Raw genomic sequence first — 20,958 nt, 5'->3', positions numbered from 1 at the left:
CTAAGGCCGCTCGCAGTTGCAGCAAGCAAGAGGGGCACACTTGCGTGCATGTCCCAACGGCAACGGTCAGGGAGGCCCGATGCAAAGTGAGGATAACCGGCACAATTGGTTCCACATCGGGTGAAGAGCGCGAACAGTCGAGAACTGACGCCTGCGCTGAAACTTTTGTCAATCGTGACGCACAGGTGCTAAAACGGGACCGTTTGCACAGAAGCGACAAGAACAAGCTTCGTCACCTTATTGAAGGGCCGGTGGCAGCTATGACAGCTGAGCAATTGTCTGTTGACCTGGACACAGGCCTTGAAAACAATCCCCGCTACGAGCAGGCGATTGCCGGTCTCCACCGACTTATTCTGGAACCCGGCACCCGGCTCGATCAATTGCTCTCCTGCCTTGAAAACGCACTGCCGGCAAATTCACCGCCAGCACTCAAGGTCCTTGCAGTTGAGGCCGTTGCGAGACAGCTGGGCCGGGAATGGTCTGATGACACATCCAGTTTCATTGATGTCACAATCGCCTCCACGAGATTGCAGGATCTCGCTCAGGCGTTGGCCATGGAGGCCGCTGACCGTATCAGCGCCCATCCCGCTCCATTCGCGGCGATTCTTCTTCCCAGGGACGAGCAGCACAGCCTGATGGCCCATTTGACGGGTGCGTTTTTTCAGGCATTCGGGTGGCAACATCAGGTGCTTACGCATGATCAGCCGTCACGGCAGGAGTTCGCAGGTGTCGTTGGCAGGGCCGACGCAATCTGCATTGGCTGGAGCAACACACGCCTCAGACCACAGGTAAGGCAGTTAGTTGACGATATCAGGTTGTATGCACCCGATCGAAATCAATCTTTGATTGCAGGTGGAGTTGCCGCACTCGAATCGGTTGAGTTCCTTGTGGAAATGGGGATTGACTGCATTTGCGATACTGCGTATTCAGCGGTTAAAATTGCGGATAATTTCAACAATTTGGAAAAAATGGATTTTGTCCCGCCCAAGGTCCACAGCGGACACTACGCAAAAACAAGAAGGATTGATTGGCGAAACCCATGACCCCACGCGCCCCTAATAGCGGACAGCAAGGCATTGCGGTTGCGGGTGAACTGCAGAAAACACTCGAGGCCGAAGGGCTGGTTTCGCTGATAGGGCTGGGTACGGATATCGTTTTTCTGGTCGACAAGAACGGGACAATTACCCACTCACATTTCGAGAACCCGGATTTTGACGCCTACGGACTTGATAGCTTCGTGGGCAAGACGCTCCGTGAATGCGTTACGATCGAATCTGTCTCCAAGATTGACGCCATGCTCAAGCCGGGTCGGAAGCGCCCGGCCCGCGGGTACCAGGTCAACCACAGCGCGCCGGGCAAACCGGATTTGCCGGTCGCCTATTCCTCTTTTTCCAAAAAGGGACTGCCGTTCACCATCGTCGTCGGCCGCGAGATGCAGCAACAGATGCAGGACCAGCAGCGGCTGGTCGAAGCGCAGATCGCCATGGAGGCCGACTATCGCGATTTGCGGCAGGCCGAGGCAAGGTACCGGACCGCTTTCAAGCTCGCGGAAACCGCCGACATCATGCTTGACGGTGAAAAGAGAACGGTTCTTGAAGCCAATTCCGCCGCAATAGCCCTCCTGGCCGGCAACTCCGGCAACCTGATCAACAAGCCCGTGCGCGAATTGTTCAACAAGCAGGACCGGGACAGACTGGGAGATGCCATCGGCGAGGCAAGGCACAGCGGCGAAACCGTTCTCGTTGATGCGCTAACGAGCGCAAGGGGCACGAAACTGCAGGCAAAGCTGCGCGCGTATCGGGAGAACGGCGCGGCCAACCTGATTCTGACGCTCTGGTCTGAAGATGACGCCGCCCAGTCGGAGCGCCATGCAGGCGAAAGCGTACCCGGCTTTGCCGCTGTCGATCTTGATGCCCTTCCCGAAGCTGCAATTCAAACCGACAATGACGGCAATCTGATTTCGGCCAATGCACTGTTTCTGGATCTTGTTCAGGCACCGACGCTCAATCAGGTTCTGGGAAGGAATGCCAGCAACTGGATTGGCAAGTCCGCTGTGGACCTGAACGTGCTTTATGCTAGGACGAGCGACGAGCGAACGGTGCGCGGGTATTCGACTGTCCTGAATGACAGCATTGGCGGTGAACAGACGGTGACCGTCTCCGCTCATGGCGATCCGAAATCGGAAACGGTGCAACTGATCATCGTCCCGCACGCGGCCAAGACCGAGCGCGTCGGATTGCGCACCCCGGCAACCCCGGAGCAGGCCGAAGGCTTTGCAAGCCTTGTCGGAAAGGTTCCCCTCAAGGAGCTGATCAGAGAGTCCCTGGACGTCGTTGAGAAGATCTGCATCGAGGCGGCCCTCGACCAGACCAACAAAAACAGGGCAAGTGCGGCCGAGATGCTTGGGCTCTCCCGGCAGAGCCTTTACATCAAGCTCCGCAGGCACGGACTTGAAAACTACCGCCCCGGCTCATAACCCGGGCCCCGCCGTTCCGAAGATCCACGCTGTAAATTCCTTATGACAAAAGGCAGAATGCCTTGCCCAAAAGTGTCAATTTTAATTGACACTTTTGGGCAGCGGGCCTACCATTCTCGCCATGGAACTGACCCGGCACCGACCGCAAGACAGCTGGCCCTCATCCGGCGCTGTCATTGCCTTGCTCAAGCCAATCACCTGGTTTCCGCCGATGTGGGCCTACGCCTGCGGCGCGATCTCAACCGGCGCAAACTTCGGTGACCGATGGTTTTTTGTTCTTTGCGGCGTTTTGCTCGCAGGTCCGCTTCTTTGCGGAACCAGCCAGGCCGTCAACGACTGGTTTGACCGCCATGTCGACGCCATCAACGAACCTGATCGCGTTATTCCCTCGGGGCGCATGCCCGGCCAATGGGGGCTCTATGTCGCCCTGATCATGTCGGCGCTGTCGATGATCGTCGCCGCGATGCTGGGTGCGCTCATCTTTGCAGCCGCGCTGATCGGATTGTGCTTTGCCTGGGGCTACAGCGCGCCGCCCCTGCGTTTCAAACAAAACGGCTGGATCGGAAACGGTGTCGTCGGCTTCAGCTACGAGACCTTGCCCTGGCTGACGGCGGCGACCGTCATGACCGGAGTGTCCCCGAATGCAATGATCTGGATTGTCGCGCTGCTTTACGGCATTGGGGCGCATGGCATCCTGACGCTGAACGACTTCAAGGCAATCGCGGGTGACAGGGAAATGGGCATCAACACCCTTCCCGTTCTCCATGGCGCGCGGCCGGCCGCCACGATTGCCAGCATCATCATGGCTGCGACCCAGGCAGGTGTCTGTGCATTGCTGGTGTTCGTCGGATTGCCGCTCTTCGCGATCGCGATCGGGGTGCTGTTGGCATTGCAGATCGGTTGCATGGTCCGTTTTGTACGGGATCCGGTCAGGTTTGCCGTCTGGTACTCGGCGATCGGCGTCGGACTTTATGTCACCGGCATGATGATTTCGGCTTTTGGACTGCGCACGCTCTCGCAACCCGCCTTTCTGTGATGTAGGGGAGAATTCCGATGTTTCGCCAAGTCGCTGGTCGCGCAGCGTCACAGCAACAAGTCCAGGGATTAAGCTGGTTTGCGATCGTTCGCCTTGGCCTGGTCCAGGCATCGCTTGGCTCGATTGTCGTGCTGACCAATTCGACGCTCAACCGGGTCATGGTCGTGGAACTGAGCCTGGCAGCAATCATTCCCGGCCTGTTGGTCGGCATTCATTATGCAGTCCAGTTGTCTCGCCCCCTGTGGGGTCACCGGTCGGATGTCGGACGGTCAAGAACGACCTGGATCCTCGGCGGACTGGCTCTGTTGGCCGTCAGCGGAACCGCCGCTGCCGGGACAACATTCTTGTTCGAAACGTCTTACGCCGTCGGGCTTGCCGCAGCTATCGCCGCCTACACCTTGATCGGCATTGGCATAGGGGCAAGCGGAACGTCTCTTCTCGCCCTGATGGCAGCCAAGACCGCGCCTGAACGGCGCGCGTCGGCGGCGACGATCACGTGGATGCTGATGATCGCGGGAATTGTCGTCACATCGATCGTGACGGGCATCAATCTGGATCCCTACACCCATGTGCGGCTTGTCGCCGTGACCGCGCTAACCGGGCTGGTCGTTTTGTCGATCTCCGCACTCGCCATCGCCGGGATCGAGAAGCAGCCGACACTGATCAGCGACCAGGATCGAAAGAACGCCGGAAGTTTCAAGGAGAGTATCGCGGAGGTCTGGAACGATCCGGAAGCGCGTCTGCTGACCTTGTTCATCTTCATGTCGATGCTCGCCTACTCCACACAGGATCTCATTCTGGAACCCTATGCGGGTCTCCTGTTCGCGATGACACCCGGCGAAACGACCAAACTCTCGGGAACCCAGCACGGCGGCGTCTTCTTCGGGATGGCACTCGTGGGTATTGCAGGCGGTTTGTTTTCGAAGCGCAAGCCCGGTCTCATCAAGTTTTTCATCGTTTCCGGCTGTCTCGGCTCCGGTGTTGCGCTCGCCTTCCTGTCAATCTCCGCATCCTTCGCACCGGCCTGGCCGCTGGAAGCGAACATCTTCGCTCTCGGCTTCATGAACGGCGCCTTCGCGGTCGCCGCAGTCGGTACGATGATGGTGCTTGCAGGCTCCGGCAAAACCTCCAACGAGGGCGTGCGCATGGGCGTCTGGGGAGCGGCTCAGGCTGTATCGTTCGGCCTGGGTGGTGTTGCCGGCACGATCGTCTTGACGCTGGGACGATGGTTCACAGGCAACGATGCGACAGCCTTCACACTCGTATTTGCGCTGGAAGCAGTGCTCTTCCTGATGTCGGCGCTAGTTGCGCTGCGCATCGGTGTCCGACAGGCGCCCCGGGCCGAAATCGACCGGGACACGTCACCGGCTGTTGTGCCCGCCGAATAGACCGGAAACCGCACTGTACTGAAGCAAATCTGGGAGGTCAGGCAATGGATACCATATTCGACGTCGCGGTTATCGGCGGTGGTCCGAGCGGTGCAATCGCTGCCGAAGCGCTTGCAGTTTCGGGCTATTCCGTTCTGCTTGTGGATCCCGACAACCGGATCAAGCCGTGCGGCGGTGCGATCCCCTCGCGCGCGCTGAAGGACTTCTCGATTTCCCGGGACATGCTCGTCTCAAAGGCGAATGCGGCCCGGGTCATTGCCCCTTCCGGCAAATCGGTGGAAATGCGGATCGGCGATATCGGCTTTGTCGGCATGGTGGACCGGGCGACTTTCGATCCGTATCTGCGTGAACGCGCGGCAGACGCAGGCGCGACACGGCTGACCGGCAAACTGGTAGACATGCAGGAAAGCGGCGATGGCGTTCTGTCACTCACCGTCGAACCGACAAAGTGCGAGACCGCGTCGGCAAAGGTCACGCATTCCGCGAGATACGTGATTGGCGCAGATGGTGCAAATTCCGCCGTTCGACGCTTCATGTTCCCCAAGAGCAAGAAGCCGCCTTACGTGTTCGCATATCACGAAATCATCGAAAGCCCAGAAGACACCACGTCCGCCGGGTTTCGCAGTGACCGGTGCGACGTCGTCTATGACGGCCGGATCTCACCGGACTTTTATGGCTGGGTGTTCCCGCACGGTGAGCACACATCCGTCGGAACCGGGTCCGCCGTCAAAGGCCACAATCTGCGCTCCGCGACGGCGGAGCTTCGCAAGGCATCGATGCTCGACGGACAGCGTGTCATTCGCCGCGAAGGCGCTCCCTTGCCTCTCAAACCCATGCGGCGATGGGACAACGGCAGAAATGTTCTGCTGATCGGCGACGCGGCAGGCACCGTTGCACCGTCCTCAGGCGAAGGTATCTACTACGCCATGCTGTGCGGTCAACTGAGCGCGGAGGCCGTTGCGTCCTGCCTTGCCACCGGCAAGGCGTTGAAACTTCGCCAGGTCCGCAAGCGCTTCATGAAGGATCATGGCCGGATCTTCTTCATTCTCGGGATCATGCAAGTCGTCTGGTACCGGAGCGATCGCTTCCGGGAGCGCTTCGTGACCATGTGCGCCGACCCGGACGTTCAGCGCTTGACCTGGGAATCCTACCTGAACAAGAAACTCGTTCGGCGTGATCCGCTCGCGCACCTGCGCGTTTTCTTCAAGGATCTCGGCCAACTGCTTCGCATCCCGGCAGGTCAGAAATGAGTGTGCTGTACGCCTGGCTCGAAACGGGATGGTTGGCCTTCGCAGCCATCGCGATCCTCTGGCTGGAAACCCTGCTTCTCAGCCTCCTGTCGAGCAGGCCGAAGGCGCGTTTCAGGGCTCTGGCAGGCGGCGCACTTGCCGGAACCTTCCTTCTGGCTGCACTGGCCTTGGCGCTCCGCGGCGACGCGCTCGGCTGGGTGCTTGTCTTCCTTACTTTTTCACTCTTTGCACACCTGCTCGACGTCGCTGGTCGCTTGAAGGATCAATCCGCCGCATTGAGCCGCAACACCGAAAAATTGAGCAATCCCGCTGTGCTGACCCAGAGGAGGTAGGGAACAAACAGGAGCGACGCGAGCGTGGAAATCGGCCAGGCCGCGAGGATGAAACCCGCGATGGCGAGCCAGAGCAGGCCCAGTTCGAACAGCGCCAGATCCATGCGCTTCAATCCGAAAAAGATCCAGGACCAGCAGCCGTTCAATATCAGCTGCGCGGCCCACAACAAGAGTGCGAACGACCAGCCGGCCTTGGTCCATATGTCCCATCCGGCGTAGGCGATCATGACATAGAGAACCGACCAGACTGTCGGGAAAGCCCATTTGGGCGGGGTCCAGGAGGGTTTTCGCAACGTGTCGTACCAGGGACCTGGTTTGAACACAGCGCCGCTCATCGCAGCAAGGAAAACAAGCAATGCAAAAGTCGCTGCAACCATTCAAGGCCCCTGACGTCAACAAAACAACAGGGCGCAGCATATGTCCTATCGCTCTTGCGAAACAACAGCGGATCGGTGGGCCGCACGGAACACACAGACTGATCTCAATCGGATCACGCGACGTAACCAACCGTCGAAAAAACACAGAAATCATTCCTGGAGGGAGCAGATCATGAAATCAACAATTGCGATCCTGGCGACTTTGTTCGCAGCAACGACGTTCAATGTGGCTGCTGCGGAAGGCGATCCTGCGGCTGGAGAGAAAGTCTTTCGCAAGTGCAAGGCGTGCCATGTGGTGGATTCTGATCAAAACAGGGTTGGTCCTTCCCTTCAGGGTCTGATCGGACGGCAACCCGGCACAATCGACGGCTTCAAATACTCCAACGCAATGATTGAGTTTGGCGACGGCAAGGTCTGGGACGAGGAATTGCTGACAGTCTATCTCGCCAAACCCCGCGAGATGGTGAAAGGCACCAGGATGGCATTCGCGGGCCTCAGGAAAGACGAAGAGATCGCCGACATCATCGCCTACCTCAAACAATACAGCCCCTCCGAATAATCTGCGGGGCGGCACGCATTTTCCGGTCTGCCGGATCGCACATTTTTGAGGCAGAAAGTGTAAAAAAAAGTTTACACTTTCGCCAAGGTCGTCAAGAATAGGCGACAGCTGAGCCGTCCACCGGTGAAACCAAACTGCTCCGTCCCGACGCCTCGATCGCGACCGGATGCAAGAGCAGAACGGTGCCGACGGGATGGCGACAGGCGCGGGAGGAAACGATATGAGCTTCATATCCAGGAGAGTCGCTGCAACGCCATTGCTGGACCAGGTCCAATACCCGCAACATTTAAGACACATGACGACTGATGAGCTGGCCGCGCTCGCGGACGAGCTCAGAACCGAAGTTATCTCGGTTGTTTCGGAAACGGGTGGACATCTTGGTTCCAGCCTCGGTGTGGTCGAACTTACAGTCGCCATACACGCCGTCTTCGACACGCCCAGGGACACGCTGATCTGGGACGTCAGTCACCAGTGTTACCCTCACAAGGTTCTCACAGGCCGGCGAGACCGCATGCGCACGTTGCGCAAGAGAGATGGGCTCTCCGGGTTCACCAGACGCAGCGAAAGTCCATATGATCCCTTTGGGGCAGCACACTCCTCGACATCGGTATCGGCCGGTCTCGGCTTCGCGGTCGCCCGTGATCTCGCCGGCGGGTCCGAAGATGTGATCTGCGTTGTTGGAGATGGCGCACTGACCGCAGGCATGGCCTATGAAGGCCTCAACAATGCCGGAGATCTCAACCGGCGGATGTTCGTTATTCTGAACGACAACAACATGTCGATATCACCACCGACCGGTGCCGTCTCCGATCACCTCAACGATCTGGCGTCCCGGACCGACGCGCTCGCAAGGGAGCGCAGTCTCTTTGAACACATGGGGTTTCAATATCACGGGCCCGTGGACGGGCACGATGTCAAGGAGCTGGTTGCGGTATTGCGAAAACTCAAGCGCGAGAGCACCGGCCCGGTCCTGCTTCATGCCGTCACGCGCAAGGGCGCCGGCTACAGCTTTGCCGAAACCTCGCACGACAAGTACCACGGCGTTTCCAAATTCGATATTTCGTCCGGAAAACAGTCCAAGGCAAAGGCCAAGGCACCGAGTTACACCAAGGTGTTTGCAAATGCGCTTGTTGAAGAGGCGAAAAGCGATGACCGGATTGTTGCGATCACGGCTGCCATGGCGGCCGGTACGGGCGTTGACACCTTTGCAAAGCAGTTCCCCGAACGCACCTTTGATGTCGGCATCGCCGAACAGCATGCCGTTACGTTTGCCGGCGGACTTGCCGCACGAGGCATGCGCCCGTTCTGCGCCATCTATTCGACCTTCCTGCAACGGGGATACGACCAGGTCGTCCACGATATTGCACTTCAAAACCTGCCCGTCCGCTTCGCGATCGACAGGGCCGGCCTGGTGGGCGCGGACGGACCGACACACGCTGGCGCATTCGATGTCGGCTATCTTGCGAACTTGCCCAATTTCACCGTCATGGCAGCGAGCGACGAGGTCGAGCTCACCCATATGGTCGCAACGGCTGCCGGCCATGACGCGGGTCCGATTGCGTTCCGGTATCCGCGTGGGGAAGGCATCGGCCTCGAAATGCCGGACAAGGCCGTTCCCCTTCCGATCGGAAAGGGCAGGATTGTCGAACAAGGAAACGGCGTCGCACTCCTGTCCTTCGGCGCAAGGCTTTCCGAATGCAGGCAAGCACGCGCGCAGCTGGAGGCAGAGGGAATTTCCGCGACAGTGGCGGATGCAAGATTTGCCAAGCCGCTTGACCAGGATCTGATCCTGGACCTCTTTTCCAGTCATGAGCTTCTCGTGACGATTGAGGAAGGGGCCACCGGCGGATTTGGCGCTCTGGTGCTACATTTCCTGGCCGCGAAGGGCATGCTCGATGGCCGCTGCGACATCCGGACCATGACCCTTCCGGACCGGTTCATCGCCCAAGCCGCACCTCGGGAAATGTATGACGAAGCGGGTTTGAACGCGGCGCAAATCGCTGAGACGGTGCGGAACGCGTTGTCGCGAAAGCCCGCAGATACACGGCGTTTACATGCAATTCCGGGCAACCGGGAAAACTACGTTCAACTGGCGCATCGTGCCGAGGATCGTTGAAAGTTCGGATTTGGTTTTTCCAGGCAAGCGTACGCTACGGAATATGCTGGTCGGGTCACGTGGTGTAGGGTTGGAATGAGTGGAGGAGCGCCTGACCGCCTGGGCCGAGCTTTCGGGAGGGGGGAATTGGCCTACAAGGAAAACGGTGAGAACGCAGCGACCGGGAACAACGTGTCGCCATCGATCGCCGACAATGGCCAGCCGTCAAAGGCAGACGAAAAGAACCAGCTGAACTCACAGGATCTCTCGATCCTGGAGCAAGCTATTCGCGAGCGTGTTTCCGGCCTCGTCAACAACCTGCATCCAAACGTCAACGGTCAGGCAACGCCGCTCATTTCAGAAACGGATCTCGATTTCCGCCTGCATCCCGAGATGGACGAAAAGGCGCGCCAGCTTCCCGCCGCCGACAAGGCGATTTCGTTCCGCGAGAGATTTCTCAAGTCCCTGATCGACCCCGACCCCAGACATCACCGGGAAATCATCGAAGAGCTGCTCCAGGCCAACATCCCGATGCAGACCCTGGCAATTCATCTGTTTTGCCCGGTTGCGACGCAGCTCGGCACTTATTGGTGCAACGATGAAACCGACTTCATGCAGGTCGCTGTCGCATCCACACGATTGAACACGATCGTCAACCACGCGACCCATGCCGGCGCCCAACTGGTCAACCCGCATCCTTCGGCGAAAAGAGTTCTGCTCGCCCGCTCGCACGGCACCAAGCATACGCTCGGCGTCACGCTGGTCAGAATGTGTTTTCGCGATATGGGCTGGATCGTTGATGGCGGTGCCGACATGGAGATCGGCGACACCTTGTTCATGCGCCTCTCCTCACGCCCCTATCATCTTCTGGGTCTGTCGATCGGACAGATTGAGGAAACGGCGGACTGCAAGGACGCAATCGAGCGCTGCCGGTCGGAGGCGGCGACACGGGATGTGAAAATCGCACTGGGCGGCGCGGCTGTTGTCACCCGGCCCGAAGAGTTCCAGAACACGGGCGCCGACGTCATCGCACGCTCGGCCCTCGAAGTCATGCATCTGGCGGACTACGTTGCTCGTTGACGGTCTCGGCGAAAGAACCACGAGGTGAAAAATGAGAATGGTGGGTGAGCACGGACTCGAACCGTGGACCCGCTGATTAAGAGTCAGCTGCTCTACCAACTGAGCTACACACCCATCAAGGCCGGCCGCATTGGATACGGCGCGTGCGGAGAGCGCGGTATATAGGACCGGCCAGCCGCTTGCAACAACCAGTGTGACATTTTTCGCTCATTCGTGCCATGACGTTTTTGATACCCCGCCCAAGGCCCTGTTCCGGCGGCCGAAATGGCCGGTTGAGGGTGGCTTTCGAGAAACATTCAAAAACATTGCGCATCTTTCACGCAATAATCGAATTTAAGGCTTGACCGGTTCGAACCGTCTCACTAGTGTGCGCCGCGTCAAGGACGGACGGTCCTGGCGCAGTTTCGAAAGCAGGGACGGAAATGCTTGCTTTTGAAACCGTAACAAGTAAAGGTCTTCACGACCTGCAGTATCGAAGGACCGGGACGACATGATGATGTCGCTCATTCTAGTAGTGGTAGGAAAGCGCGCCTCCAGGGCGGGATAAGACCCGCTTGGACAGGATGGCGCGCGACCAAGGCTCCCCGAGGGGCCTTTTTTTGTACCCGCCTCCTCATCGCGCTGCCCTCCTCCCGTATCTTCGATGCCGCAGGGCGGAAAACGGACAGAATTCGTAAATGAGCCATGGCCCGAAACCGGGCCGCGATATGCAAGGACGAGACAATGACACGGGAAATGACCGGCGCCGAAATGGTCATACAGGCGCTGAAAGACCAGGGAGTTGATACCATCTTCGGCTACCCGGGTGGTGCTGTGCTTCCCATTTACGACGAGATCATTCAGCAGGAAGGCCTGGAGCACATCCTCGTGCGCCACGAACAGGGCGCCGGACATGCGGCCGAGGGCTATGCACGATCCACCGGAAAGCCCGGTGTCGCCCTGGTCACCTCCGGCCCCGGTGCCACCAACATGGTTACCGCCCTGACGGACGCGATGCTCGATTCCATCCCGCTCGTGTGCATCTCGGGCCAGGTGCCGACACACCTGATCGGCAACGACGCCTTCCAGGAATGCGACACGGTCGGCATCACCCGCCCCTGCACCAAGCACAACTGGCTGGTGCGTGATGTCGAGGACCTGCCCCGCGTCCTCCACGAGGCCTTCTATGTGGCAACCTCTGGCCGTCCGGGCCCGGTCGTCGTCGACATTCCGAAGGACGTCCAGTTCGCGACCGGCACCTACCAGGGCCCGACGCCGAACCCGGCAGCCGCGCACAAGAGCTACCGGCCGCAGGTCAAGGGCGACGCGGCCTCGATCCGCCAGGCAGCGGAAATGATGGCGGCAGCCAAGAAGCCGGTCCTTTATACCGGCGGCGGCGTGATCAATTCCGGCCCGCATGCATGCCAGCTGCTGCGCGAACTGGTCTCCCTGACCGGCTTTCCGATCACCTCCACGCTGATGGGTCTCGGCGCCTATCCGGCCTCCGGCGAGAACTGGCTCGGCATGCTGGGCATGCACGGCACCTTCGAGGCCAACATGGCCATGCACGATTGTGACCTGATGGTCTGCATCGGCGCGCGCTTCGATGACCGCATCACCGGCCGGACCGACGCGTTCTCTCCCAATTCGCGCAAGATCCATGTCGACATCGATCCGTCCTCGATCAACAAGACCATCAATGTCGACCTGCCGATCATCGGCGATGTCGGACATGTTCTGGAAGACCTGGTTCGCATCTGGCGGTCATCCTCGCTGAAAGCGGATGCTTCCGGAATGAAGGCGTGGTGGCAGCAGATCGACGCCTGGCGCGCCCGCAACTCGCTGGCCTACAAGCCGAACTCCGACGTCATCATGCCGCAATACGCGATCCAGCGGCTTTATGAACTGACCAAGCACCGCAAGACCTTCGTCTCGACCGAGGTCGGTCAGCATCAGATGTGGGCGGCACAGTTCTACGGCTTCGAGGAACCCAATCGCTGGCTGACCTCCGGTGGTCTCGGCACGATGGGCTACGGCCTGCCGGCAGCCATTGGCGCGCAGGTCGCGCACCGCGATGCGCTGTGCGTCGACATTGCCGGCGATGCGTCCATCCTGATGAACATCCAGGAGATGTCGACAGCGGTCCAGTTCGGCCTGCCGGTCAAGGTCTTCATCCTCAACAACCAATATATGGGCATGGTCCGCCAGTGGCAGCAGTTGCTGCACGGCAACCGCCTCTCCCATTCCTACACCGACAGCCTGCCCGATTTCGTCAAACTGGCCGAAGCCTATGGCGGCGTCGGCATCCGTGTCGAAAAGCCGGGTGACCTGGACGGGGCGATCGAGGAGATGATTTCCGTCGACAGGCCGGTTCTGTTCGACTGCCGGGTGGCGAACCTTGCCAACTGTTTCCCGATGATCCCCTCGGGCAAGGCCCACAATGAAATGCTGCTGCCGGACGAAGCCAATGACGAGGCGGTCGCCAATGCAATCAGCGCCGAAGGCAAATCGCTCGTTTGATGCCGGGCCAGAAGGACATATTGAAATGAACGCACAGAATGTGGATGCGCCTTCCGCTTATTTCCTGGCGGAAGTCAGCAACGAGATAGAGACCCACACCCTATCGCTTCTCGTCGACAACGAACCGGGCGTGCTTGCCCGCGTGATCGGCCTGTTTTCCGGGCGCGGTTACAACATCGACAGCCTGACGGTGTCGGAGACCGAACATGAACGGCACCTGTCGCGGATCACCATCGTGACCACGGGCACGCCGATGATCATCGAGCAGATCCGTCACCAGCTCGACAGACTGGTGCCCGTTCACCGGGTGACCGATCTCACCGTGCGCGCGCGCCGCGCCAGCCAAGACAAGCCGCTCGAGCGGGAACTTGCCCTTATCAAGGTGGCCGGCGACGGTGACAAGCGTCTGGAAGCACTGCGGCTGGGTGATGCGTTCCGGGCGACCGTCATCGATGCGACGACAGAACATTTCGTCTTTGAAATCACGGGACGGACGTCGAAGATCGAGCAGTTCATCGCGATCATGAAACCGCTCGGCCTCGTCGAGGTTTCCCGCACCGGTGTCGCCGCCGTGCAGCGGGGTCCGGAAGGCCTGTAAGGCCAGGCCAGTCTTCACAGAGTCTCAGGACCCGCCGCTGCCTCGCGGCGGGTCTTTTGTTGTAAACCCGAAATACGCATCGACCTCATCCCGAGGAAGGCCGAAGGCTTGTTTCGAAGGACAGGCGGCAAAACCGAACACGTAGCCCATCCTTCAAGACGCGCTTGCGCGCTCCTCAGGATGAGGTTTTCGGTCCATGCGCCTCGCCCCCAAGAACTTTCCCCGACCTGAGCGAGGACCCAATCCACGTTGCCGCTCGCTGTGTCCCGGGTGACGATTGCAGGTCCGCAAACCACTGCGCCGTCCCGGACTTGCTCCGGGACCTGAGATAACCCTTGCACGACGCCGTCATTGCACCCTGCCCCTTTACCTGCGCCAGCCAATTCCCTACATCCGTCAGGCCTTTTCACTTGCCTGGATACCGTCATGCCCTTTGACCTTGCCACCTACCTCGACCGCATCGGCCTCAAGAACTGCCAGGCGGATCTCAACGGGCTCAAAAAACTTCAGACAGCGCAGATCAGTGCAATTCCGTTTGAAAACGTCGTGCCTTTCTCAGGACAGGTGCCGGACCTTGATACGGCGCGCCTCTGGCAGAAGCTCGTGCTTGCCAGATGCGGCGGCTATTGTTTCGAGGTCAACACCCTGCTTGGCCAGGCGCTTGATGCGCTCGGTTTTCCAAACCGCCGGGTGCTGGCGCGCGTGCGCATGGGCGAAGTGCAAGGGGGGGCTCGAACGCACCTGGCCTTTGTCGTCCCGCTTGACGGCGACGAATGGCTGGTCGATGCCGGCTTTGGCGGTCAGGCGCCGGCAGAGCCCTTGCGAATCTCACTGGATGAAGAACAACCGATCCGCGACCAGGTCTACCGCATCCGCTTTGAAGACGCCTCCGGAGAACACGTCCTGGAAAGAAAGACGGACACCGGCTGGTTTCCGCTCTACGGCTTCGACCGTGTCGACGTTCGTGACGAGGATATCGAGGCAGCCAACTTCGTCTGCGCCCTTTCGCCCATGCAGTCCTTTGCGGGCAACCTGAAATTCTACCGGCTTACCAAGACAGGATTCTTCAGTTTTCTGAACGGACGTGCCCGCTGCGTGGAGGGAGGCGAAAGCCGCGAGTGGCAGATCCGGGACGTGTCGGAGCTGAAAGACTTCATGAAAACCGACCTGAGGCTCGATTACGACGATGCGACCATCGAAGCTGTCGCAAGCAGGTTGAAGACACTGTTCTGACCTCTTTTTGAACCGGAAGAAAGACGGCCAATTTGCGCCCTGCACGCACCAATGCGGCTAGCGTGGCAAACAGTCTGTGCAGGATGGCCGAAACAGACAAGTTCCGAACCGCCGTACCCTAGACGCGACACGGATCAACGCGTATACGACACCGGCGCTTCCCGCCTTTCAGGCGCTGAAAGCATTCCGAATTCAGAATAAGGCTTCAAGCCCATGATCCACGGTCTGTCCCGGCCGAAAAACCATATCCGCTGGCTTCTGCTGGAGGGGATATCGCCAACTGCCCGTACCGTTCTCGAAAAGGCGGGCTACAGCAACGTGGAAGTGCTGCCCGGCGCGCTGGAGCAGGATGCCCTGATCGAAAAGCTGCAGGACGTGCAGATCCTTGGCATCCGTTCAAGGACACAGGTGACGGAAGAGGTCCTGGAAGCTGCCAAGAGCCTCGTGGCGGTGGGCTGTTTTTCCGTCGGCACCAACCAGGTCGATCTGGCCGGAACGCTGAACCGGGGTATTCCGGTCTTCAACGCCCCCTTCTCCAACACGCGCTCGGTTGCGGAACTGACGATTGCCGAAATCGTCATGCTGATGCGCGGTGTCTTCACGAAATCGGCAGCCGCCCACGAGGGCCGCTGGCTGAAAAGCGCGGCCGGGTCACACGAAATACGCGGCAAGACCCTTGGTATCGTCGGCTACGGCAATATCGGCACGCAGCTTTCGAACCTGGCCGAAGCCATGGGCATGCGCGTCCTGTATTTCGACATGGTCGACAAGCTGCAGCACGGCAACGTGACGCCGGCGGACAGTCTGGATGCCCTGCTGGCGCAGGCCGATGTCGTGTCACTGCACGTTCCCGACACGCCGGAAACCCGCAACATGTTCCGCGCAGAACAGATTGCCAAGATGAAAAAGGGCGCGTTTCTGATCAACAACGCGCGCGGCAAGGTCATCGAAATCGACGCTCTGGCCGAAGCGCTCAGGTCCGGCCATCTGGCAGGTGCCGCCATCGACGTTTTCCCGGTGGAACCGAAATCCAACAAGGACGAGTTCATCTCGCCTCTGCGCGGCATCGACAATGTCATCCTGACACCGCATGTCGGCGGTTCGACCGAAGAAGCGCAGGCCCGGATCGGTGAAGAGGTCTCCAAGCGGCTCGTCGAATACTCCGATGTCGGCTCGACCATCGGCGCCGTCGCGTTCCCGCAGGTGCAGCTGCCAAAGGGCACGGACGCGACCCGCTTCATTCAGGTCCACCACAACGCCCCGGGCGCGATGCGCACCCTGAACGACCTGTTCACACGGCACAACCTGAACATCCACGCCCAGTTCATGCAGTCGCATCTCGATATCGGCTACGTGGTTCTGGATGTCGACAGCCCCGTCGAGGACCCTGTGCGCATCCTGGAGGAAATCCGCACCCTGCCGAACACGATCCGCGCCAGACTGCTCAACCGGGTGTGACGGCGGAGGCCTCTCATCGCGCAATCCTATCAAAATGCCGCGGCGCTGGATTGAATTCGGTGGGCAGCATTTCCTTTGTTTGAGGATCCGGCGCGCGCATTGCGCCGCGCCTTTGCACCGCCCCCGCCCTCCGTGAGGCTCTAAAGATCAGCCTGCCACGGGCATCGCACGTGAGCCTCCCCTGGCAAAGCGACATGAAATTCGGCTACCCTGCAGACCGCAGGAAGAGGGGCCGAAACGCATGCAAAGCCGGTCTTCGTCGGAAGACGTCATTCCGATCAATTCGAGGCGCGCCGCAAATGCGCTTGCTCGCAAGCTGCGTCTTCAGGGCGGATCGGCGGCCGAGTGGTACGATCTGGGAACTTTTCTTTCCAGGTCGAAACGATACGAAGATGCGAAACAGGCCTTCGACACGGCGCATCGCCAGGCCCCTTGCAATTCCCAGTATGTGCGCGCGCAGGCCAATGCCCTGAGCGGGATGCGCCGCTATGAGGACGCGCTGTCGGTTCGCCGCGCAAGGCCGCATTCGCAGCCCATGGACATCGCGGCCATCGCGGACGATCTCAAGAACCTGAAGCGATACGATGACGCCATTGCGCTCGTTCAGCATGCGCACGAACAAGGCCGGGGATCTACCTGGTCCCGTGCGGTCGAAGGCTTTGCACAACTTTATCTCAGAAATTACGCCCGCGGCTTCGCTCTCCTGGAAGATCGCTTTGAGGCCGATCTGACGCCTGCACCCAGGAATGTCCCGAAGAGACCATGGGAACGTGATCTCACGATCGGATTGCGTTTGCTTGTTCTCCCCGATCAGGGGCTTGGTGATGATCTCTTGATGCTGCGCTTCGGGCGCAGTCTGGCCGGGGCCGGTGTTCTCGGCACGTTCGTTGCGCGCAAGCCCCTGAAGCGCCTCCTGGAAGCCTCCGACATCGGCCTCAAGGTAATCGGCGAACCTTATGGTACGGCGGACTTTGACGCGTGGTGCCCTGTCTGCAGTCTGCCGCATGCCCTGCATTTCAATGCAGCGCCTCCAAAACCCCTGACCCTCACCGTGCCGGAAGACGCCTTGGCGCGCGGAAAACGGATCGTCGGGACGCGCGGCTCCGCCTTCAAGATCGGGATGTGCTGGACCGGAAACGCGAAATATCCCAGAAACGAAATCCGGTCCGCCAATTCACCTGGTCTGATTTCGATGGCTATCCGCATGAGCACTCCAGCTGCATCGATGGATACTCGCTTGAGGCACCGGCTGTCTGCAGGCCCTGATCCGGCTTTGCCGCTCAACCGGGTGTAATCTCGGCACGCCATCGCGGTCTTCGGCGTCAGCGTGCAGCAACCGCACCGGACAGAGCGCTCCGGCGAAGCTTACCGATGTTTCATTTGCATCGGCCAGGCGCACCCCCATCTGACGGATGGGGGACGACCTCCAGAACCTTTCAGCCAATCGGGACGGCCCGCAATGGAGAATAGCCATGGCATGGATATTCCTGTTTGCCGCCGGTCTTCTTGAAATCGTCTGGGCCTTTGCGATGAAGGAATCGCAGGGTTTCACGCGCCTCGCCCCAACCCTCGTCATGCTCGCTGCGATGGTGGCCTCATTCGGGCTCTTGTCCCTGTCCATGCGGACACTTCCGCTCGGAACCAGCTACATGATCTGGACAGGCATCGGCGCCGTCGGCGCCTTTGTGGTCGGTTTCTGGTTTCTGGGCGAGGCAGTCAGCCTCCAGCGCGCCGTTGCCGCCCTGCTGATTGTCGCGGGGATCGTGACGATGAAACTGGCCTGAAACGGCAATCAGGCCATGCCGATCAAACGTTCAGGCCGGCGGCGCAGGCCCGAAACTCATGTACGGCCGGGGCAGCTCCGGCGAGCGGCACGGCGACCGACTGGTCACCAAGCAGCGCCGTTGCGGTGTGATTGAACTCAAGTCCGTTCAGAACATTTCCGAAGCCGCTGTCGGTGACGGTCAGGGTCGCGCCTCCCCCTGAAAGAACGTGCCGGTCGGTTGTGATGGTCAGCCCGCGCGGCCCGTCGAACCGCATCGCGAAAAGTGGGCCCTGTTTCCAGGCCCCTTTTGGCGTAATGGCAATTGCGTATTCGGAGATCGCCGGATCAAAGGTGACCCGCACGGACGCCGTGTTGCCATCGTGGATCAACTCGCATATCTGGCCCAGCCTGGCTTCCCAGGCAAAAGCCGACGACGTGGTCAGCAAAAGAAGGACGAAGGCGCGCAATATCTGGTCAAGCATGTCTGATGACCTAGCGCCGCGCGCAGGAAAGTCCAGACACCTGCCCCGTGCGAAGCATCAGTCCCACCTTGCCCGGAGCACGGGAAGCCGCCAGATTACGAACAGGGACAAGACGGCCGTCGCGATCGCGTAGTAGATCGGCGCAAAGTCGTCACCGGTGCGGCTGACCAGATAGGTTGCGATCATGGGCGTCGTGCCGCCGAAAAGCGCCATGCAGGTGTTGTATCCAAGGCCGACCGTGCTGCATTTCAATCCGGGCGGAGAGATCAGCGTCAGCATGGTCACGCTGAGCGCCCATCCGACACTGTTGAGCAGCGACAAGCCGAGCTGACCCGCAAAAATCAGGCTGGGCGATGTGTTGTGCATGAGGCTCCAGAGTGGCCACGCGAACAGGATAAACGCCACGGTTGCCGTCAGCATGATGGCACGCAATCCGTATCGTCCTGCCAGGATACCGAAGACCGGGGCCGCCATTGCCATGATCAGAAGGTTGATCGTCGTGAAATCGAGCGCACGCGCGGATGACAGGTGCATTTCGTCCGTCAGGTAGGATGCCGCATAGACGAAAATGATGAAATAGACGATCGCGGTCGGGATCAGCAGGATGACGATCTGCACAACAAGACCGACGTGCTTGCGGACCGTTTCCACGATCGGCGACATCCCCGACTTTTCCTTTTGTTCGACCGCAAGGCTTTCGGTCAGGTCCCTGCGCAGCACCGCGCTGAGCAGTGCAATGCCTGCACCGAGGACAAAGGGGATTCGCCAACCCCACGCGGCAATCTCCTCGCTTGTCAGCAGCGAGGACAGCAACGCCGGAACGGCAGCGCCCAGAACGCATCCGAGCAGCATGGCACAAAGCACGAAGGCGCCATTCCGGGATTTCTTGTCTTCCGGCGACTGCTCGATGGTCATGACACCGGACGCGGTGAATTCACCGGCAACGGACAGGCCTTGCAGGACCCTTATCGCAACGAGAAGGATGGCCGCTGTTATGCCCACCTCCTCGTAAGTGGGCAGCAAGGCAATCGCCAGAGAGCCCACCCCCATGATCACCACGGAGATCAGCAATGCCGGCTTGCGCCCCATGCGATCGCCGATATGACCGAAAATCACGCTGCCTATTGGCCGGACGGCGTAGCCCACTGCCAGAACGGCAAAGGCGGACAGGATCGCAGCCAGATGGTCACCTTCCGGGAAGAAGATCCGTCCGATAACGGGAGCGAGAAATCCGTAGACCGTAAAGTCATACCATTCCAGCACGTTACCGCTTGTGGTCGCGACAATTGATTTCCTGGAAAACGTCTTCGCCATCGCTTCGGCCACCTGTCTTTGCGCCTGCGCGCCGAGATCTTCCGTTTTTTCACCCTGCCCCGGGTCAGGGCATTTCAATGCGGAGCCCAGAGACGCAACCTGCCGAAACAGACAGGGTGCTGCGGGCTATCCCTTGGCAACGCAGGACGACACCAAGGTGAATTTGGAACACAGCTTCCAATTAATTAAATCACATTTAGTAAAATGGAAGTGCCTTGCCGCGTCCGTAAGTCGTGCGTGCGGATTTTCATCTGAGCCGCTTGAGGTCGTGAAACCGATAATTTCAAAACCCGGGCCGGCCCGCCTCTTCCAAAGGAGTAAGGAGCGGGCCGCCCGAAGCTTCGGTTCAAATGCAGGTCACCTGGACATTGAAAACGGCATCGCCATTTTCCTGCATCGTGAAGGTGATGTCGCCGCGGGCACCGGCAAATGCACCTGTTCCGCCGACGATATGGCGCACCTGGTCGTCGGAGACAGTGCGCGTGCCGGCGTTCACGACCTTGCCGTCGCTGGTGAAGACCCCGGACCGGGCAAACAGCGATCCTTCTCGAAAATTCAGCACGACATCCGACGACAACCGTGCTTTGCTGTCGACAGAACCGGCCAGCACCTGGGTTTGCCAGTCAACGGTACCGACCGCATTGCCGATCTTGTCGAGAAGCGGACTGAACCCGATGCGGCGGTCACCCGCCGTGAGGTCCGAACCGTCATCGGACAGGACCGCTACCACGCGGGAGTCGTCCAGGGGAGCCGTCACCGTGAACCCGTTACAGGCTTCCGATGCATGTGCTCCACCAATACCGATGGCTGATGCTGCAAGGGCAGCGGTCGCGAATTTGCTGAGTTTGTTCATCATCTACTCCGAGTGTTGTCCATGTATATTTCTCGATCACAACACTGAAGTTGAGAATTAGAACGATCTATTTCAATGAAATACTGGACGCTCAAGAATTAATAATAATTATGTTTTCTTTGGTGATAATTACGAGCATGTTACGCGGTCAGGCACGCATGAA

Annotated in this window: 19 protein-coding genes and 1 tRNA gene; 15 read left to right on the top strand and 5 right to left on the bottom strand. The window is 59.5% G+C overall.

The features are described from left to right. Positions 1-86: 86 nt before the first annotated feature. The 6 genes from ACO08A_RS20215 to ACO08A_RS20190 all read left to right on the top strand — a co-directional run bounded on the left by ACO08A_RS20215 (position 87) and on the right by ACO08A_RS20190 (position 6,482). Entirely contained in the window at positions 87-1,043 is a 957-nt protein-coding gene (locus ACO08A_RS20215) for a cobalamin-binding protein (RefSeq protein ID WP_422037733.1), read from the top strand. Beyond that, positions 1,040-2,476, top strand: a complete 1,437-nt coding sequence (gene ppsR / locus ACO08A_RS20210) for a transcriptional regulator PpsR (RefSeq protein WP_422037732.1) — start codon at positions 1,040-1,042, stop codon at positions 2,474-2,476. The genes ACO08A_RS20215 and ppsR overlap by 4 nt, the downstream gene beginning before the upstream one ends. A gap of 85 nt (positions 2,477-2,561) precedes the next feature. Further along, positions 2,562-3,512 carry a chlorophyll synthase ChlG gene (gene chlG, locus ACO08A_RS20205; RefSeq protein WP_422037731.1) on the top strand — a complete coding sequence of 317 codons (951 nt, stop codon included), beginning with the start codon at positions 2,562-2,564 and terminating at the stop codon, positions 3,510-3,512. Positions 3,513-3,529: 17 nt separating this feature from the next. Further along, positions 3,530-4,900, top strand: coding sequence for a BCD family MFS transporter (locus ACO08A_RS20200; RefSeq protein WP_422037730.1), 1,371 nt, complete (start codon positions 3,530-3,532; stop codon positions 4,898-4,900). A 44-nt stretch (positions 4,901-4,944) separates the two neighbouring features. After that, positions 4,945-6,150, top strand: coding sequence for a geranylgeranyl diphosphate reductase (locus tag ACO08A_RS20195; protein ID WP_422037729.1), 1,206 nt, complete (start codon positions 4,945-4,947; stop codon positions 6,148-6,150). After that, the gene (locus ACO08A_RS20190) at positions 6,147-6,482 is read left to right on the top strand and encodes a hypothetical protein (RefSeq protein ID WP_422037728.1); all 336 of its coding nucleotides are present in this window, start codon (positions 6,147-6,149) and stop codon (positions 6,480-6,482) included. Before ACO08A_RS20195 ends, ACO08A_RS20190 begins: the two co-directional genes overlap by 4 nt. Here the strand turns inward: ACO08A_RS20190 and ACO08A_RS20185 are convergent. Continuing rightward, complete coding sequence (locus ACO08A_RS20185) at positions 6,413-6,859, bottom strand: TspO/MBR family protein (RefSeq protein WP_422037727.1); 447 nt, start codon at positions 6,857-6,859, stop codon at positions 6,413-6,415. The genes ACO08A_RS20190 and ACO08A_RS20185 overlap by 70 nt on opposite strands. Positions 6,860-7,031: 172 nt before the next feature. Here ACO08A_RS20185 and ACO08A_RS20180 point away from each other — a divergent pair, with 172 nt between their 5' ends. From ACO08A_RS20180 to ACO08A_RS20170, 3 genes are all read left to right on the top strand, one after another. After that, entirely contained in the window at positions 7,032-7,418 is a 387-nt protein-coding gene (locus ACO08A_RS20180) for a c-type cytochrome (protein WP_422037726.1), read from the top strand. Between the two features lie 220 nt (positions 7,419-7,638). Then, the gene (gene dxs / locus ACO08A_RS20175; RefSeq protein WP_422037725.1) at positions 7,639-9,534 is read left to right on the top strand and encodes a 1-deoxy-D-xylulose-5-phosphate synthase; all 1,896 of its coding nucleotides are present in this window, start codon (positions 7,639-7,641) and stop codon (positions 9,532-9,534) included. A gap of 126 nt (positions 9,535-9,660) precedes the next feature. Further along, complete coding sequence (locus tag ACO08A_RS20170) at positions 9,661-10,593, top strand: cobalamin B12-binding domain-containing protein (protein WP_422037724.1); 933 nt, start codon at positions 9,661-9,663, stop codon at positions 10,591-10,593. Between the two features lie 38 nt (positions 10,594-10,631). Here ACO08A_RS20170 and ACO08A_RS20165 read toward each other — a convergent pair. Beyond that, positions 10,632-10,707 (bottom strand) — tRNA-Lys (locus ACO08A_RS20165). A 609-nt stretch (positions 10,708-11,316) separates the two neighbouring features. Between ACO08A_RS20165 and ACO08A_RS20160 the strand changes: the two genes are divergently transcribed. The 6 genes from ACO08A_RS20160 (at position 11,317) to ACO08A_RS20135 (ending at position 18,165) form a co-directional block, all read left to right on the top strand. Continuing rightward, a complete protein-coding gene (locus ACO08A_RS20160) occupies positions 11,317-13,092 on the top strand; it encodes an acetolactate synthase 3 large subunit (RefSeq protein ID WP_422037723.1) in 1,776 nt (591 codons plus the stop codon). Positions 13,093-13,117: 25 nt separating this feature from the next. Then, on the top strand, positions 13,118-13,690 hold the full coding sequence (gene ilvN / locus ACO08A_RS20155; protein ID WP_319383040.1) for an acetolactate synthase small subunit: 573 nt from the start codon (positions 13,118-13,120) through the stop codon (positions 13,688-13,690). A 426-nt stretch (positions 13,691-14,116) separates the two neighbouring features. Then, on the top strand, positions 14,117-14,923 hold the full coding sequence (locus ACO08A_RS20150; protein ID WP_422037722.1) for an arylamine N-acetyltransferase family protein: 807 nt from the start codon (positions 14,117-14,119) through the stop codon (positions 14,921-14,923). A 213-nt stretch (positions 14,924-15,136) separates the two neighbouring features. After that, positions 15,137-16,381, top strand: coding sequence for a phosphoglycerate dehydrogenase (gene serA, locus ACO08A_RS20145; RefSeq protein ID WP_422037721.1), 1,245 nt, complete (start codon positions 15,137-15,139; stop codon positions 16,379-16,381). 241 nt (positions 16,382-16,622) lie between these two features. Then, complete coding sequence (locus ACO08A_RS20140) at positions 16,623-17,675, top strand: hypothetical protein (RefSeq protein WP_422037720.1); 1,053 nt, start codon at positions 16,623-16,625, stop codon at positions 17,673-17,675. 178 nt (positions 17,676-17,853) lie between these two features. Then, on the top strand, positions 17,854-18,165 hold the full coding sequence (locus tag ACO08A_RS20135; protein WP_421984022.1) for a DMT family transporter: 312 nt from the start codon (positions 17,854-17,856) through the stop codon (positions 18,163-18,165). 22 nt (positions 18,166-18,187) lie between these two features. Here the strand turns inward: ACO08A_RS20135 and ACO08A_RS20130 are convergent, their stop codons facing one another. From ACO08A_RS20130 to ACO08A_RS20120, 3 genes are all read right to left on the bottom strand, one after another. Then, complete coding sequence (locus ACO08A_RS20130) at positions 18,188-18,628, bottom strand: hypothetical protein (protein ID WP_422037719.1); 441 nt, start codon at positions 18,626-18,628, stop codon at positions 18,188-18,190. A gap of 57 nt (positions 18,629-18,685) precedes the next feature. Further along, positions 18,686-20,020 (bottom strand): MFS transporter, encoded by a 1,335-nt coding sequence (locus tag ACO08A_RS20125; protein WP_422037718.1) that lies wholly within the window; start codon positions 20,018-20,020, stop codon positions 18,686-18,688. A 268-nt stretch (positions 20,021-20,288) separates the two neighbouring features. Continuing rightward, positions 20,289-20,795 carry a hypothetical protein gene (locus ACO08A_RS20120; RefSeq protein WP_422037717.1) on the bottom strand — a complete coding sequence of 169 codons (507 nt, stop codon included), beginning with the start codon at positions 20,793-20,795 and terminating at the stop codon, positions 20,289-20,291. Positions 20,796-20,958: the final 163 nt, after the last annotated feature.

This window comes from Roseibium sp., assembly GCF_965232425.1.
Lineage (GTDB): Bacteria > Pseudomonadota > Alphaproteobacteria > Rhizobiales > Stappiaceae > Roseibium.
The sequence above is the reverse complement of the archived record's forward strand: the minus strand, read 5'-3'. Positions and strand labels throughout refer to the sequence as shown.

What these genes read in the sequence shown, in the direction of transcription:
- ACO08A_RS20140 (WP_422037720.1), top strand. Translation starts at nt 16,623, where the DNA reads ATGCAAAGCCGGTCTTCGTCGGAAGACGTCATTCCGATCAATTCGAGG.
- ACO08A_RS20150 (WP_422037722.1), top strand. Translation starts at nt 14,117, where the DNA reads ATGCCCTTTGACCTTGCCACCTACCTCGACCGCATCGGCCTCAAGAAC.
- ACO08A_RS20120 (WP_422037717.1), bottom strand. Translation starts at nt 20,795, where the DNA reads ATGAACAAACTCAGCAAATTCGCGACCGCTGCCCTTGCAGCATCAGCC.
- ppsR (WP_422037732.1), top strand. Translation starts at nt 1,040, where the DNA reads ATGACCCCACGCGCCCCTAATAGCGGACAGCAAGGCATTGCGGTTGCG.
- ACO08A_RS20190 (WP_422037728.1), top strand. Translation starts at nt 6,147, where the DNA reads ATGAGTGTGCTGTACGCCTGGCTCGAAACGGGATGGTTGGCCTTCGCA.
- ACO08A_RS20185 (WP_422037727.1), bottom strand. Translation starts at nt 6,859, where the DNA reads ATGGTTGCAGCGACTTTTGCATTGCTTGTTTTCCTTGCTGCGATGAGC.
- ilvN (WP_319383040.1), top strand. Translation starts at nt 13,118, where the DNA reads ATGAACGCACAGAATGTGGATGCGCCTTCCGCTTATTTCCTGGCGGAA.
- ACO08A_RS20130 (WP_422037719.1), bottom strand. Translation starts at nt 18,628, where the DNA reads ATGCTTGACCAGATATTGCGCGCCTTCGTCCTTCTTTTGCTGACCACG.
- dxs (WP_422037725.1), top strand. Translation starts at nt 7,639, where the DNA reads ATGAGCTTCATATCCAGGAGAGTCGCTGCAACGCCATTGCTGGACCAG.
- ACO08A_RS20200 (WP_422037730.1), top strand. Translation starts at nt 3,530, where the DNA reads ATGTTTCGCCAAGTCGCTGGTCGCGCAGCGTCACAGCAACAAGTCCAG.
- ACO08A_RS20160 (WP_422037723.1), top strand. Translation starts at nt 11,317, where the DNA reads ATGACACGGGAAATGACCGGCGCCGAAATGGTCATACAGGCGCTGAAA.
- ACO08A_RS20135 (WP_421984022.1), top strand. Translation starts at nt 17,854, where the DNA reads ATGGCATGGATATTCCTGTTTGCCGCCGGTCTTCTTGAAATCGTCTGG.
- ACO08A_RS20180 (WP_422037726.1), top strand. Translation starts at nt 7,032, where the DNA reads ATGAAATCAACAATTGCGATCCTGGCGACTTTGTTCGCAGCAACGACG.
- serA (WP_422037721.1), top strand. Translation starts at nt 15,137, where the DNA reads ATGATCCACGGTCTGTCCCGGCCGAAAAACCATATCCGCTGGCTTCTG.
- ACO08A_RS20195 (WP_422037729.1), top strand. Translation starts at nt 4,945, where the DNA reads ATGGATACCATATTCGACGTCGCGGTTATCGGCGGTGGTCCGAGCGGT.